This is a genomic window from Methanosarcina sp. DH1 (genome assembly GCF_020804205.1).
In the GTDB taxonomy this organism is placed as follows: domain Archaea; phylum Halobacteriota; class Methanosarcinia; order Methanosarcinales; family Methanosarcinaceae; genus Methanosarcina; species Methanosarcina vacuolata.
Map to the genome: position 1 here is coordinate 24,386 of NZ_WJBJ01000017.1, position 14,221 is coordinate 38,606.

Sequence of the window (14,221 nt, forward strand, 5' to 3'; positions counted from 1 at the left end):
GAGTGGGTGACATTTTGAGAGATGGAACCTTGAGAATGTGGCATCCTGAGGTGAAATTACATTCATAACCATCAGTATGCCTGCCTTTATGAAATAGAAGTTAATAACTATATTGGAAGTATGCCCTTTGGAAGTATGCCCTCGGAACTTGTCAGTCTGTGAAAAACCGGAAAAAAGAATTAATCTCCGAGGGGCTGAACATTGTCTGAGACATCGTTTACGAGCTCGGATTTGTTAACATCGAAAACGACCATGCCGGTGTTTAGCGTCTCGGCTTCTTCTTCGGAGAGTCTGGTAGCCTTTACTTTCTTTGAAATGATCGCACTGTTTCCGAGAGGATCTTCGACTATGACTGTGATTTTTCTCTTGCCCTCGATCACATCTTCAAGCATACACAGGAGCTCCTCGCTGCGTAAGGATTTCTCTTTGTCTCCCTTTACCCACCTGCTCGCAGTCAGAAGAACATCCCGGACTCGTTGCAGTACGCCTTCAATATTCGTTACATATGACTCCGAAACTGATCCAGGTTCGATGGTAACTCCCATTTCCGGGATGCGGATTGTACCTGAGGTTGAACGGATGACCCTTGCATCCAGGTCTTCACTGGTTTCAACTGGCATCTCATAGCGCATGGGCTCCTTAATCGAGAGAATCATGGTATCTGCAAAACGGAAACTGCACTTGCATCTTGCACTGATATGCATGATCTCCCCGAAATAGGGAATGTTATCTCTCTGCCAGTTCATCACCAGATCTGTATGGCATAGAGGGCAGCAGATTTTTGTTTCAAACCTTTCCTGTTTTAAGAAATCTTGATTCAATATTTTCCACCAGAAATCTTGGATCTGTCAATTTTAATGCCTGTAGGGGTTACAATTACGGTATTTCCTTTGACCCCTGCGATATCCCCATGAACATCGATAACAACGTCTTTCAGCTCTTTTAAAACTCTATCTCTGAGCAGGTCATCGCCTCTGATATTTGAAATATCTACAATCAAGATATTTCCGTTATAAATTTCCTGCTTGAGCTGGGATACCTGGTTGATATTCGAGATCTCTGCGATCTTTACATAAGTTTCTGCAGGTTCGTCCTCGAGAACTTCTTCATATTTGCTGAGATCAATCTCAGTGTAATCCTCGGGACTTGTTGGACTTTTTACATTGCTGCTGCCAAGGAGCTTGTCGATGAGTTTTGCCATTTATGCGCACCTATTATATTTTTTTAAAATTCGAATCGCACTGTCCTATATTGAAATCTATATTAATTAATTTTGCTATTATAAAGCTGATCCGGATTTTCATTCAATTTAAGGGAGTTCACATCCCCTGTCCACAGGTTTCATTCAATGAAATGTATTTTAGGGGACTTTCAGAATTCCGTGTTCCAGAGTTTGTCTCCTACATGGATTATAGACTTTATAGCTTTACCTGAAGTAGCTTCTACCATTTCTGGCCCTCCCATAATAGCTTTTCCAATTGCAAGAGGTTTTTGATGAGTCTCTTCCACTATGATTACGAGGTCTCCTTCTTTTATTTCGGGGTCAGCCGCCACAACTCCAGGAGCCATAATATCCGCGCCGTTTGAAACAAAACGGATAGCTCCTTTATCCACGGTTACAACACGTTTTTGAAGTCCCATTTCAAGAGCTCCGCGGACGGTAGGAAAAAGATGTCCTTCTATTTCAAAAAGCAAAGGCTTGCCGTCCACCAGAATAATGGAGTATTCCTCAAGGGTAATTTTTTCCAGGGTTTTGTCTTCCAGATATGACAGCTCTTCGCCGAAAGTGGATAAAAGGTCTTTCAACATTTTGTTCTTGATATTCTTCCTTAGCTGGACTCTTGACTTTACTTTCAATTAATCACCGGATTTTCAAATGTTATGTTTTGTTTATAGCATAGGGTTTTTGTGCCTTTTAAAACTTATGTGGAGCTCTGGAGTTCTCTGAAATAGATTCCTGTCATATTTTTGTATTTATACTCAGAGTATTTGTTCAGGAATTTTAGGTATTTTTACTCAAGTTTTATAAAGAACACTGAAAGCAGCGTAATGGCACTTCCGAGAAATAGGGCCTCATAACCTAAAGTCCCAAGGAAGAAGCTCCCAAGGACCGGGCCCAGCCCGAGCCCTGCATAAATGCCGGTATTGAAAAGCCCCATTGCAAAGCCGCTTGAGTTGATTCGGGAAACTGCCGTAATAAGCCCTACGACTGCGGCTCCTCCTCCTGCTCCTATAAGGAAGAAAGCCAGTAAAGGCAGTTTCACCGAGAGAAAGATACCCGCTGCTGCAAGGATTATTCCCATCCTTACTATATTTTTATAATTAAAATCTGCCCTGCCTGCAATCAGGGAACTGAGCATTGCAGCCAGATAAGAAACTGAAATTGCCAGCCCGAGCTCGGGTTTTGTCAGAAAGCTAGCACTGTAATCCGCATAGTTCGCATTTAACAGACCTGTGGTTCCATAAAGAAGTACCGAAATTCCCCAGATCTTTCCCAAGTCGGTTTGAAACATGGTTTTCCTGGACTTTACCAGGTAACTTTTTAATTCGGGAAGCAAAGAGGTATCCTGCTGGCTTTTTGCAGGACTTTTGCTTTCTGAGTGCGTAAATTCTTTTCCGTATCCGTTTGGAGAAAGCAACTCTCCGGCTTTTGAGAGAAGGAGAAGGCAGGAAAGCCCTGCAAGGAAAGTGAAGCTAGCTATTGCGGTTTTAATTCCAAATCCGGCAAGCACTCCTGAGAAGAAAACGCCTGCAGCTAGCCCAGCATTTAACAGGAAGTTAAACTCCCCAAGGCTTTGCTGGCTGTCTTCCCATTCTGCAAGTATGGAAAAAGCTGCAGGAAAAAAAGCCCCGCACCCTACTCCTTCCAGAAACCTGAAAATCCCAAGAATCAATGGAATGTCCGAAAATGTAATAACAAAACCTGCTAAAGCAGTAAGAAGCATCCCAAATCTGATTACCTTCAGGTTCCCTATCCTGTCTGCCAGAATTCCGAGGGGCACAAGAGAAAGAAAAGCTCCCATAAAGTATCCGGAAAAGATAAGGCTTGAAACCGCAACACTTCCGCTATCTCCTCCGGCAAGTTCCGGAAGAATAGGGATTACTGCGTTTGATAGGCCCTGGAGCGCAAAAACTGAAGAGTAAAGCGTTAGTTTTTTGAGGTTCATAGACTTTCCGATTATATGTACTCAGCCCTATGCTGATATTCGATTCAATGCTTATTATTTCTGTTTTCCAGAATTATTTTTACTTTTAAAAATTACTCTTATTTTAATAACTTTTCATGAATATCAGGAAATTCCGCGGAATAAATATCTTACGCAATATCTCTGTTATTCAATCAAAGGAAACTTGCTGAAATAAAACCTGATTAAGCAAATGTTACAAAAATAAGTTAAGCAAATATTACAGAAAGAAGTTAAGCAAATATTACAGAAATAAGTTAAGTAGATTTTTCACAAAGTTCTTTTTTAATTGGTGACGTTGATCTTGAAAATCGATGCACCAACTCAAGCACTCAGAATTTGTACATAGTTTATTCTGTAACAACTCCTGAATGTCCCTATCAGAAGAATCTTCAATTCTTCAACATAATACCAACTGCAAGGATGCACCCATTTGCTATAAACAGCTTTTCAAAACTCACGAAACCTGTAAAAAGTCCTGCAATAATTGGGGCAAGAGAAAGCCCTGCATATATAGTCGTATTAAAAAAACCCATTGCAAGACCTCTGTCAGCGTTCATTCTGGCAACAGCGAGGGCAAAACCTACAGTTGCAACTCCTGACCCTCCTCCAAGGCTTGAAAACCCCAGCAAGGGATATTTTATTGCAGAGAGAGCACCAAGGGCTGAAAAGCCCAGTCCAATTCGTATTAAGGTTTTTTCCTTTACTTTGAAATGTCCCCCAAACAGAGAGGTAATCATTGCACAGACATAAAGGCTGGAAATCGAGATCCCAAGTTGAGCTTTTGTTATAGTGCCCAGGCTGTAGTCAGGATAGTAGGCTACGAGCACTCCGATGGCTCCGTTAAGCAGAAAAGAACTGAGCCAGAGCCCAAAATTGCTACGGCTGAGGAGTTTCTTAGTTTCTCTGTAAGGCTTTATGAAAAGGCCGGAGCTTTTCAATGAACCTGCTTTCTCTGAGTTTTCAAGGCCAGCCAGTCCTCTGTACCTGGAAAACAGGCACGTGGTCAAAATGAAAGTAAGGACTGTAAAGATCAGGATTGCTCCTTTCAGGTAGATGTCTGCCAGCAACCCCGAGAGAAACGCCCCCGTAGCCAGGCCAGCATTGAAAAGAAAAGTCAACTCTCCTAGATAGCGTCCTGGGTTATTGAGTTTGGATAATATGGCAAAGGAAGCCGGTAAAAAAGCTCCACAGGCAGAACCTTCTATAAACCTTGCAATTAAAAGAACCCAGAGGTTTTCGGAAAGTAGAATTGTCAACCCTGAAATTACCGTTAGAATGATACCTAAAGCTATGAATTTAAAATTGCCGAACCTGTCCGCAAGAATCCCAAAAGGTAGCATTGTTCCCAGGGCTCCGAGGAAATAGGCGGAAAATAGCAGGCTTAAGGCGAATCCTCCAGAGGAATTATTACTCAGGCTCGCAAGCTCTGGAAGGATAGGGATAACAGCATTCGAGAGCCCCATTATGGCAAAAGCTGCTCCGTAAATCAAAAGCCTGTGAAGGTTCATAGCACTAAAAACCCTTAACCAGGTATTATAGTTTCTTGTCCGTAGTTTCTTGTTCGCAGCAGATCTTGAAAAGCGTCCTCTCAGAGGTTAAAATACCCGGAAACGATTTTTTTAAGGCCTTCTTCAGCCCTTTGCAGGACTTTTATCCATTGTATAGAATAATGCGTTAAAAAGATTAAATTCGGTTACTAATCCCTGGTCTAAACATACATCACATTCTAATTATAATAAACTGAATAGAATGGATAGCTATTTATATAATTAGTTTGAATAGGGGTAATGTGTAATGTGAGCGGGAAACTTTTTTCACATACCATACCCCCCACTCCCCATATGACCCCCCACTCCCCAACCCGCTCACACTACTTCTATTCATCAACTTAGTAAATGTCAATCTGATCTTTTTTTTGAAGTGTCAATGAAACTTTGTTCTTAGTTTTTAGCTTCTTAATCCACTGTTTCTTCAGAATTACAGTTAGCGTTCATCTCAAAACCACTTTTTGCTCTCAATCACCAGGATTATTCAGAACAAGGACTTCGCGAAAAATGTATCCTTTATGTGTATCTCCATTCGTTTACCTCATACACTCCACCACTAATCTAACCTTCAGCTTTCGTTTCAGCTATTTTTCAATTAGAAGTATAAACATTTCAAATCTAAACTTGTCCTCATCTACTACCTGACGATTTCTTTTAACAATCGCAAAAAGCTTGTTTAAGAATTCTTGTCAGAATATCAGTTCCAATTGTACTTTTATATGGACTGTAACTCGTTAAAATAAGATCTTCTTTTCTTATAAAAAGATGCTTTCCGCCAGAATAAGGTCCTTCAAATCCCAGTTCCTGCAATCTTTTAACAAAGGTTCACCAATCGATAGGGACTATTATATCGATTCTCAAATATATACATAATACGAAAATAAATACAGTTTATTACGCAAATATTATTTTAAAGTCACATGAAATTTTGTAACACGGAAAACGCAGCCGGTCGCAAAGTGATTCTATCTGGATATTACAACCACGGAAAACACGGAAAGCACGGAAGAAACACGCCTTTACTACTGATTTCCGTATCTTCCATGCTTTCAGTGGTTTTCAAAAAATTCATTTCGGACATACTTTGGAATCGATGCACTGGTATCTAAGCAATTTAGTTATGGTTCATTATAATTAAGAATGGGACTAAGGATGAAATGTTGTCTATGTATTAACGCATCATAACTAAGTTGCCATGACATTAGTGTTGAATCAACAACGGGCCAAAAAAGAGAAGAACGATATATTTTAGATAGTGGGTTATCTATCAAATCTGACAAACACTTTTTACCTTTTTTGAGAATCATTTTTTCAAGAACCTTTCTTGTTCAAGAACCGTTCTGTTTAAGAGCCATTCTTTTCAAGAACCGTTCTGTTTGAGAATCATTTTTTCAAGAACCTTTCTTGTTCAAGAACCGTTCTGTTTAAAAGCTATTATTTTCAAGAACCATTCTTATGCTTACGGTTTTCAGTTGTTGTCCTGCCTCACAACTTTTTTGGTCTCCCTACTTCTAGAAATTAACAAAGTACTCCAGAAAAATACTTCCTGCACTTCCCTTTTATAAATATTACAGAAAGCCCGGGAAGCGCAAGTTTTGCCAGGATCAGTTCCGAAAGTTTGGTATTCAAGATCGTCTTTTCGACTTCATTCCCTGATTCTGTCCCATTATCAGCTTTATCAGTCACTTTTTCTGTTGAAGCTCTATCCACTGCTTTCTCTTCACTGGCATCGATATCAAAGACTGAAACGTCAGGGGTTACTGCCTCAACCACTTTCCTGAGATCGGGAACGTCCTGCCCGCCGGTCATGGCTGCAACCTCATTCTGGAGTACAAGCACAAGCACATTGCAACCTGTAGCCGCGGCGCTCAGGAGCCCGAGAATACCCGAATGCGCCAGAGCGAAATCTCCGATAACGGCTATGCCCTTTTTCTCAAAGCCACATGCAACCGAGATTGCCGAGCCAAGAGCAAAACTCACATCAACTGCCGCAAGGGGCTCGGGTGCACTCCGGACGGAACAGCCCATATCGCCGGCAACCCGCACGTCAAGCGTGCTGAGAAAGCGGTAAAGTGGAAGGTACGCACAGTCATTGCAGATCCCAACTCTGCTTTTCTTTTTCGCTTCGAGAGAAGTAGTATCTGCAGGTTTTAAGATCTCTTCTTCGATATGCTCAAGGGCAAATTCAAGATTTTCAGTTTTGACCTGCCCGTATGGAAGATGTCCTGTCTTTTTCCCACAAACCTTGCCTGTAATCCGGATCTGTTCCTCTATAAAAGGCTCGGACTCTTCTACAACGAGTACCTTCTGATTGCTATTCAGAAAAGCCTTTATCTTTTCGAGGGGAAGAGGGTTTACAAGGCCGATGGACAGGTGAGAAATCTCAGGATGAGAAATCTCAGGGTGAGAAACCTCAGCATGAAACTCATTCTGCTTTTTCAGTAATTCTTCCACGACCGAGGACATGAAACCTGAGGAAATGATCCCCAGATATCCATGCCCAGAACCTGATCCTTCTCCTGCATTTTTTGCTGTCCTTTTCCTTATTTCATTTAGGTCGGTGTTTTCAGCTTCCGCTTCCAGCAGAGGGTAGGTTCTGGAGTGAAAAAGCCTGTGTTTTTCTACCATTCGGTTTTTCCAGATTGAACGGTCAAACTCAGGATGAGGAGAGGAAGACTTCTGAAGGCGGTTTATTTTTCCTTTATTTTTTTCCAGCCCGTCAGTGACCCTAAGAAGAACAGGTGTCCTCGTCTCTTCCGAAAGCTCGTAAGCCCGCCTCAATGCCCTGTATGCCATATCTGGCGAAGCCGGGTCAAACACTGCTATCTCTGCTATCCGGCCATACCAGCGAGAATCCTGTTCATTCTGAGAGCCCTTTGCACCCGGATCATCTCCTGCAATTATGACAAGGCCGGCTCCTATGGTGTGGGTGACCGAGGTTATAAGAGGGTCTGAAAGTAGGTTCATCCCCACATGCTTTACAAGCACAAGCGCCCTTTTGCCAGAAACTGATGCTCCCAGAGCGGTTTCAAGGGCAACTTTCTCATTTGTTAGCCATCTGGCACTATAATCCGGTATTTTGGGGGCATCTCGAATTATCTTGAAAGCTGCTGCCTCCTCAAGAGCCAGAGTTTTTTCTTCCGAGGCTTTTAAAAGTTTTTTTTCCGCGGTTTTTCTTAAAAAAAGTTCCATAAGGGAAGTAACAGGATACCCGGGGACACCGGTTACGAAGCTGACATCACTGTCAAGGGCTGCAAGGTAAAGGGCTTCAAACCCTGTGTATTCTGGTGCTTCTTTTTTTTCTTTCAAACTGATCCCACGCTGCGGAATTCAGAAGATGCCGAATTTAAAGTTTCGTAAAATCCGGGTTGAGACTTGAGTTCCATCTGAAGTTCCATCTAAAGTTCCATATAAATTAGTGTTCAAGCAATTTTAATCCGGTTTGAGGTTTCTATTTCGGCGTCCTTGGTTTTTTATCCTGCTTTCTTAGGTTTCTTAAACGTTGTTTTCAAGTTTCTCTATGGCAAGAGGCTTAATCTCAGTACCCGGAATTATGGACTCATCAGGCCTTCCGAACCAGGGGAGAGAGGCAAGTGCACCTATTACTCCATTGCCGTCAAGCAGAACTTCCACACCGTTTTCTCTGGCGCACTGCAAAGCCTCGGCTTTCAAGATCCTTTCAGTCCGACAGCGGTTGCTGTATTTATATAATCCTTTTGCATAGAAATCCGAAAGGACGACCAGTCCAGTTTGGGATGAAGCTGTGTATTTCTCAAGCGCTTTTTTGAAGGTATCTATCAGCCTTGATTTCGCTTTTTCATTCACACAGCCGAATTCGAGCACTGTAGACATGCAGTTCTGGGTTTTTTCCGGAACCGGGAAAAGCTGGACAAGAGAATGAGAAAGATAAACAGCTTCATGGCAGTCCAGTTTTTTTGCAATATTGTGGGTCAGGGTCCAGGTGGCTCCTACGTCTTTTGAGTCCGTGTCGTCTATACCTATTAGGACACGGTCCCTGCGCGGGATTACAATTGTCCCCCTTGCGCATTTTTCGCCTCCTGATTCGGAGATTTTATAACGAAGAATTCCGTCTGCAAATGCCCTGCAACGGGTTGCGCCAACACCTCCGCCTCCTAACCCGGCATAGGTGATCTCCACCTCATCCCTTTTCACGATCACTGATTCGATACCTGCAGCCGCGACGGAAGGTTTGAGTTCCAGGTTTGAGGTTCCGGTTTTCATGAAATAACGGATCATATTTCCAGTCGAACGGGCTTTCAGGACAAGGGGCGCTTTTGCATAATGGTAAAGGGACCAGCAGGCCCCACTATAACAATTGGAGTGCTCAATTATCTCTGCATACTCATTTGCTGCGTCACAGATAGCATAAATGCCTCTATAAGGCACAGTATAAGGGTCATCCAGGATTACTTCCTCAATATCCCTGCTGTCCAGTGCACAGGCGTTTATATGTTTTGTAATTCAGAAAACCTCCTTTTTAAGGGAATAAGAAACTGGGAGGGAAATTTGTTTAATCGAAATGCCCGTCTCTTAAGATATATATAGATATCGTAATTTTAGTAAATTCGATAAGGTGAAATTCGATAGTACCGACTTGGCCGGACGATAAACTGCGTATAAACAACTTAATTCTGATATTTGACTATAGACCCTGATAATAGAAATCCACAGGTTCTAATTTAATAAATCACTCGCGCTCGATATGAGCTAACCGTTATAAAATAACTATTTATCTTTCTATCGGTAGGTTTACTTGCGTCTTTTGTTCAGGAAATTTAAAGGGCAAATTTAAAGGGCAAATTTAAAGGAGACCTTGAAACCTTATTTTAATCCATTTGAAACGCTCAATTACGCTCAACTATTATGGATTTTTTTCAATATCCACGCCATATTTTGGCCAAGGTTTTTCATATTGTCAATGCCTTCTTGATCCTGTTCTACCTCTCCGATAGCGTTTCCGTAAGCCATATTCCAGTAACTCGACCCTACAAGAAACATTTCTTTGCTATATAGAAAATTGTTCAGGGTATCAAAGGCACTTATAGCACCGCCCCTGCGAGCAGCTACAACTGAGGCTCCTACTTTATGCTTGAGAAGCCCTCGATTTCCTGCAAGTACAATACTCGCTCTGTCTATTAAGGCTTTCATTTGAGAAGTTACACCAGCTGAATATACCGGTGACCCTAGAATAATTCCATCTGAAGCAAGCATTTTTGCAAAACACTCGTTAAAAAAACCATCCGTAATCACACATTGCTTATTTTTGTTTTTATGGCAAGCCCAACAAGCTTTGCATCCTTCTATGTTTTTTCCAGATAGTTGAATGAGTTCGGTTTCAATGCCCTCTTTTGTCAATTCCTCAAATACTGTTTGAATCAGGATTGCAGTATTGCCGTCTTTTCGTGGGCTTCCGTTAATGCCTATAACTTTCATAGTCTTCAACTACTTTTATTCAACTATTTTTTTTCAACTACTTTTTTCAGCTACTTTTTCAACTACTTTTTTCATATGATTTTTTCAACTACTTTTTTCATATGATTTTTTCAACTACTTTTTCAGCTGTTTTTTCATATGATTTTTTCAACTACTTTTTTCAGCTACTTTTTTCTTATTTCTCAGCTTGTGATTTCATTTGAGAGTTTTTGCATTGAGAGTTCCCTATTGAATTCTCTACATTAAACCCTTCTATATTAAGAGTCTCTACATTCGGAGTTCAGGTCGTTAAGTCACTTCATCTTACAAAGCCTTCATCTTTGAGGCTTATGTATCTTCCTTCCCCGATAATAATATGATCAAGCACGTCAATTCCAAGGAGTTTGCCTCCTTCTACCATTTTCTCAGTAACCATTATGTCTTCTCGGCTAGGACTTGGGTCCCCGGAAGGATGATTATGTACCATGATTACCGATGCTGATGATTCCATAAGGGCGGACTTGAAAACTTCACGCGGATGAACAATACTCGCATTCAAGCTGCCGATAGATATGACTTCTTCTTTCAGGATCTGATTTTTTGTATCAAGGCAAAGTGTTATAAATTTTTCTTTTTTTTGTTCGCGCATTTTAGGGTACATGAGTGTATATACATCCTTTGGCGAGCAAACTTTTCTTTTTGGCTCATCCACAAAAGTCTCAAGCCGGCGGGCAAGCTCGAAAACCGCAGCTATCTGGGCAGCTTTTGCCTTTCCTACCCCATGAACCTTCATAAGCCTTGAAACATTTGCAAGACTAAGCTGCTTGATGCTGTATTCTGAGAATATTCGGCTGGACAGGCTGACAACATTCTCTTTATTTGACCCTGTCCTCAGGATAACTCCAAGCAGTTCTGCGTTCGAAAGCGATTCCGGCCCGTTTCGAATAAGCCTCTCCCTTGGTCGTTCCTCTTCAGGGATATCGTGAATTCTGACCTTATTTATTTCCATAATCAACCCCCTCTTTTCCCGTTAACGGAAAATTTCTCTATAAATCCAAAATTTAAGTTAGTCAAACAAGTTAGTCAAACAAGTTAGTCAAACAAGTTAGTCAAACAAGTTAGTCAAACAAGTTAGTCAAACAAGTTAGTCAAACTTTTAATAAATAATATCAAAGTTTCAATATTTGAATCTTCACAAAACACTCTCAAAAATTAAAAGAATAATGAAATGCCGGCCCTTACTTATACCGGAAAGTGCATAACGCTCTTTGATGAAAGTCATTTCAGTTGTCGGGTATAAAAAATCGGGTAAGACATCCGTAGTTTCAGCTCTTGTCCGGAATCTTTCCGGGTTCGGAACTGTGGGTACGATAAAACATATGGGTGAGCAGAGTCTCAATCCAGCAGAAACTGACACAGGCAGGCACTTTGATGCCGGAGCTGACACGGTAATAGGAATAACAGGCACAGAAGAAACAGGTACTGAGGTTGTCAGTTTTTCCAGAGACCTGAACCTTGAGGACGCGCTTGACATGCTTTGCGACCAGGGGCTTGATTTTGCTGTGGTAGAGGGGTTCAAGGAAAGCAATCTTCCGAAAATTGCAATTGGCGACCTTCAGGGCGTTTCCAATGTCGTTTTCAGGCTGCCGGCCGAAATCGATATGCACGAAGAACTTACAGGCTCGCTTGTAGGAATAGCCCTTGCACAGCCTGACCGGTACACCCTAGAAGCCCTTATAAAGAAAGTCCGAAAAAATCCTGCCATCCGAAAAGCAGGCGCAATCGGCACATTTACCGGCATTGTCCGCGAGCTGGCTGGAAACGAGAGAACCTCCAGGCTCGAATTCGAGAAATACGAACCAGAAGCTTCAAAAATCCTTGACCAGATCCGGGAAGAACTCAAACAAAAAGAAGGAATTCTTGAAGTCCTTATCCACCATAAAGTAGGCGTTATCAAAGCCGGAGAAGACATAGTATACATTGTTGTCGCAGCCGCCCACAGGGCAGAGCTTTTTTCCGCCCTCAGCGAAGCTATTGAACGCCTGAAAATTGAAGCTCCTATCTGGAAGAAGGAATTCACGGAAAAAGAAGAATTTTGGGTCCACGACAGAGAACATCCTGAAAATTAAAGGAAAAAATAGATCTAAGCAGAAAGGAAAATAGAAAATATAGAAAAACCCGGAAATGATCCGATGTGCGGAAAAACAGACTTTAAAGAGACAGAAACCGGAAAAACAGAAGTAATAAAAGCTGAAATTAAAGAAGCCGAGCCCGAAAAAGAACAAACGAAATTCAGAAGTGCCATCGTGCTGGCAGGCGGCAGGGGCAGGCGGATGGGCACAGTCGAAAAAGCCCTGCTCAAATTCGAAGGAAAAACAATTATTGAGCACCTGCTGGAAAACCTTTTTCGGGTTGTGGACGAGGTTATTATCTCGTTCCGGGACATAAATCAGGAAGAAAAGTTCAGACCTGTGCTTGAAAAATTCCCTGCCCGTGAAATCCGTTTCTGTTTTGATACTCTGGAAGACGCCGGCCCCCTTGAAGGCATCCGGGCGGGGCTGCTTGAATCCAGAGCAGAATATTCTTTTGTCTGCGCGGGAGATATGCCTTTTGTAAATTTCAGGGTTGTAGACCTGCTTTTTGAGAAAGCAAGCGGACACGATGCTGCCCTTCCAAAACGGGAAGATGGAAAATTTGAGCCTCTCCATGCGGTTTATTCAAATAAATTGATTCCTGAAATTGAAAAAGCCTTTGAGAACGGAAGGTGTTCGGTACTTACGCCGGTTTTTGAAATGAAGGATGTTGTTTTTGTTGAGGTTTCGGAAATAAAAGAATTTGATCCTGAACTGAGGACTTTTATGAATATTAATACGGTTGATGAGATGCAACGTTTTATAGAGCTTTCGAGCAAAAAAGAAAAATCATAACAAATTCGATTACACGTTCGGGATAATTTTTGAAATGCTGAATTCACAAAACATCGCTTTCTGTTTTTTTACCCCATATTTTTCGGCTATTCTACACTATCGATTAAAATCGAAAGTTATTTAGATGACAATCACTTCTATTTTTTGAATTAGTTTTCATTTTATGTAATAGATTTTCAATAATTGCGGTTTCAAAGACTTATTAAATTTTTTAATTTTTCTTTAGGCAGGGACTTCAGATGGAACTAAATGAAATCAAAGATCTGATTATAAAAGCTAAAGAAAGTAACGCGACTACACTAGACCTTTCATCCAAAGGACTGACTTCGTTGCCGCCGGAAATCGCAGAACTCAAAAATCTTACTACACTTAACATACGTAATAATGTATCCTCTTCAAATTGTATGGGCGAAAGCAGTAATGTATTTTCGACCACATAAAAACTATAATAGTAGTTCCATTTTCCCTTATCATATTTTGGAGTAGAAAAATGGAACTTGAAGCTTTAAAACAATTGCTTGCTTCACTGGACATCAATCCTGATGAAATTAAAGATGAAAGATATGCCAAAGCTTTTCGCATTTTGTTTGCTATAATTGAAAAACAGAATGAAGAGATTGAATTCCTCAAGGCAGAGAACCAGAAGCTTCGAGATGAAATCAACTTACTCAAAGGTGAAAAAGCCAAACCTAAGATTCGTGGCTCTAAAAAGCATGAAGACATTTCTTCTGAAAAAGAGAGAAGAAAAAGAAAGATTCCATAGGATAAAGAGCCTAAATCTAAACTGGACAAAGTAGAGGTTCATCGAACTGAAACATGTAAAGTTAATAGATCCAATTTACCCAGTGATGCGTATCTTAAAGGTTATAGAGACGTAATAATTCAGGATATATCCATAAAGCCTGAGAACACAAAATACAGGATAGAGATATTTTATTCTCCTTCTGAGCATAAAACATATGCAGGAAAATTGCCACAAGGCGTAAAGGGTGAGTTTGGTCCTGGGATCAAATCTCTTATAATCACTCTTAATCATGTTGCTAATGTTTCAGAACCCAAGAAACAAGAATTCCTAAAAAATATCGGTGTCCATATATCTAAAGCCACTATTTCTCTGACTCTTATA

General features: G+C 41.1%; 14 protein-coding genes. 5 read left to right on the forward strand and 9 right to left on the reverse strand.

All coding sequences use genetic code 11. The features are described 5' to 3' along the window. Positions 1-179 precede the first annotated feature (179 nt). The 5 genes from FXW07_RS08170 to FXW07_RS08190 form a co-directional block, all read right to left on the reverse strand. Positions 180-821: a ZPR1 zinc finger domain-containing protein gene (locus FXW07_RS08170; RefSeq protein WP_229395012.1), complete on the reverse strand. Its 642-nt coding sequence runs from the start codon at positions 819-821 to the stop codon at positions 180-182. Beyond that, positions 818-1,201 carry a cell division protein SepF gene (sepF, locus tag FXW07_RS08175; RefSeq protein WP_048121378.1) on the reverse strand — a complete coding sequence of 128 codons (384 nt, stop codon included), beginning with the start codon at positions 1,199-1,201 and terminating at the stop codon, positions 818-820. Before sepF ends, FXW07_RS08170 begins: the two co-directional genes overlap by 4 nt. Before the next feature lie 170 nt (positions 1,202-1,371). Beyond that, positions 1,372-1,857, reverse strand: coding sequence for an RNA-binding protein (locus FXW07_RS08180; RefSeq protein ID WP_229395013.1), 486 nt, complete (start codon positions 1,855-1,857; stop codon positions 1,372-1,374). 155 nt (positions 1,858-2,012) lie between these two features. Then, positions 2,013-3,167, reverse strand: coding sequence for an MFS transporter (locus FXW07_RS08185; protein ID WP_229395014.1), 1,155 nt, complete (start codon positions 3,165-3,167; stop codon positions 2,013-2,015). Positions 3,168-3,577: 410 nt separating this feature from the next. Further along, a complete protein-coding gene (locus FXW07_RS08190; protein ID WP_229395015.1) occupies positions 3,578-4,696 on the reverse strand; it encodes an MFS transporter in 1,119 nt (372 codons plus the stop codon). Positions 4,697-5,655: 959 nt separating this feature from the next. Here FXW07_RS08190 and FXW07_RS08195 point away from each other — a divergent pair. Further along, on the forward strand, positions 5,656-5,844 hold the full coding sequence (locus tag FXW07_RS08195) for a hypothetical protein (RefSeq protein WP_229395016.1): 189 nt from the start codon (positions 5,656-5,658) through the stop codon (positions 5,842-5,844). Positions 5,845-6,253: 409 nt separating this feature from the next. Here FXW07_RS08195 and FXW07_RS08200 read toward each other — a convergent pair whose 3' ends face one another. From FXW07_RS08200 to radC, 4 genes are all read right to left on the reverse strand, one after another. Continuing rightward, positions 6,254-8,044: an indolepyruvate ferredoxin oxidoreductase subunit alpha gene (locus FXW07_RS08200; protein WP_229395017.1), complete on the reverse strand. Its 1,791-nt coding sequence runs from the start codon at positions 8,042-8,044 to the stop codon at positions 6,254-6,256. 186 nt (positions 8,045-8,230) lie between these two features. Next, on the reverse strand, positions 8,231-9,142 hold the full coding sequence (mmp11, locus tag FXW07_RS08205; RefSeq protein WP_229395018.1) for a methanogenesis marker protein 11: 912 nt from the start codon (positions 9,140-9,142) through the stop codon (positions 8,231-8,233). 468 nt (positions 9,143-9,610) lie between these two features. Beyond that, complete coding sequence (locus FXW07_RS08210; RefSeq protein WP_229395039.1) at positions 9,611-10,189, reverse strand: flavodoxin family protein; 579 nt, start codon at positions 10,187-10,189, stop codon at positions 9,611-9,613. Between the two features lie 298 nt (positions 10,190-10,487). After that, positions 10,488-11,177 (reverse strand): DNA repair protein RadC, encoded by a 690-nt coding sequence (gene radC, locus FXW07_RS08215; protein ID WP_048121390.1) that lies wholly within the window; start codon positions 11,175-11,177, stop codon positions 10,488-10,490. Between the two features lie 262 nt (positions 11,178-11,439). Here radC and FXW07_RS08220 point away from each other — a divergent pair, with 262 nt between their 5' ends. The 4 genes from FXW07_RS08220 to FXW07_RS08235 all read left to right on the forward strand — a co-directional run bounded on the left by FXW07_RS08220 (position 11,440) and on the right by FXW07_RS08235 (position 13,858). Continuing rightward, complete coding sequence (locus FXW07_RS08220) at positions 11,440-12,297, forward strand: molybdopterin synthase (protein WP_229395019.1); 858 nt, start codon at positions 11,440-11,442, stop codon at positions 12,295-12,297. A gap of 63 nt (positions 12,298-12,360) precedes the next feature. Continuing rightward, positions 12,361-13,095 carry a molybdenum cofactor guanylyltransferase gene (locus FXW07_RS08225; RefSeq protein ID WP_229395020.1) on the forward strand — a complete coding sequence of 245 codons (735 nt, stop codon included), beginning with the start codon at positions 12,361-12,363 and terminating at the stop codon, positions 13,093-13,095. Positions 13,096-13,334: 239 nt separating this feature from the next. After that, the gene (locus tag FXW07_RS08230) at positions 13,335-13,535 is read left to right on the forward strand and encodes a hypothetical protein (protein WP_229395021.1); all 201 of its coding nucleotides are present in this window, start codon (positions 13,335-13,337) and stop codon (positions 13,533-13,535) included. Between the two features lie 50 nt (positions 13,536-13,585). Then, positions 13,586-13,858, forward strand: a complete 273-nt coding sequence (locus FXW07_RS08235; protein WP_052727877.1) for a hypothetical protein — start codon at positions 13,586-13,588, stop codon at positions 13,856-13,858. Positions 13,859-14,221: the final 363 nt, after the last annotated feature.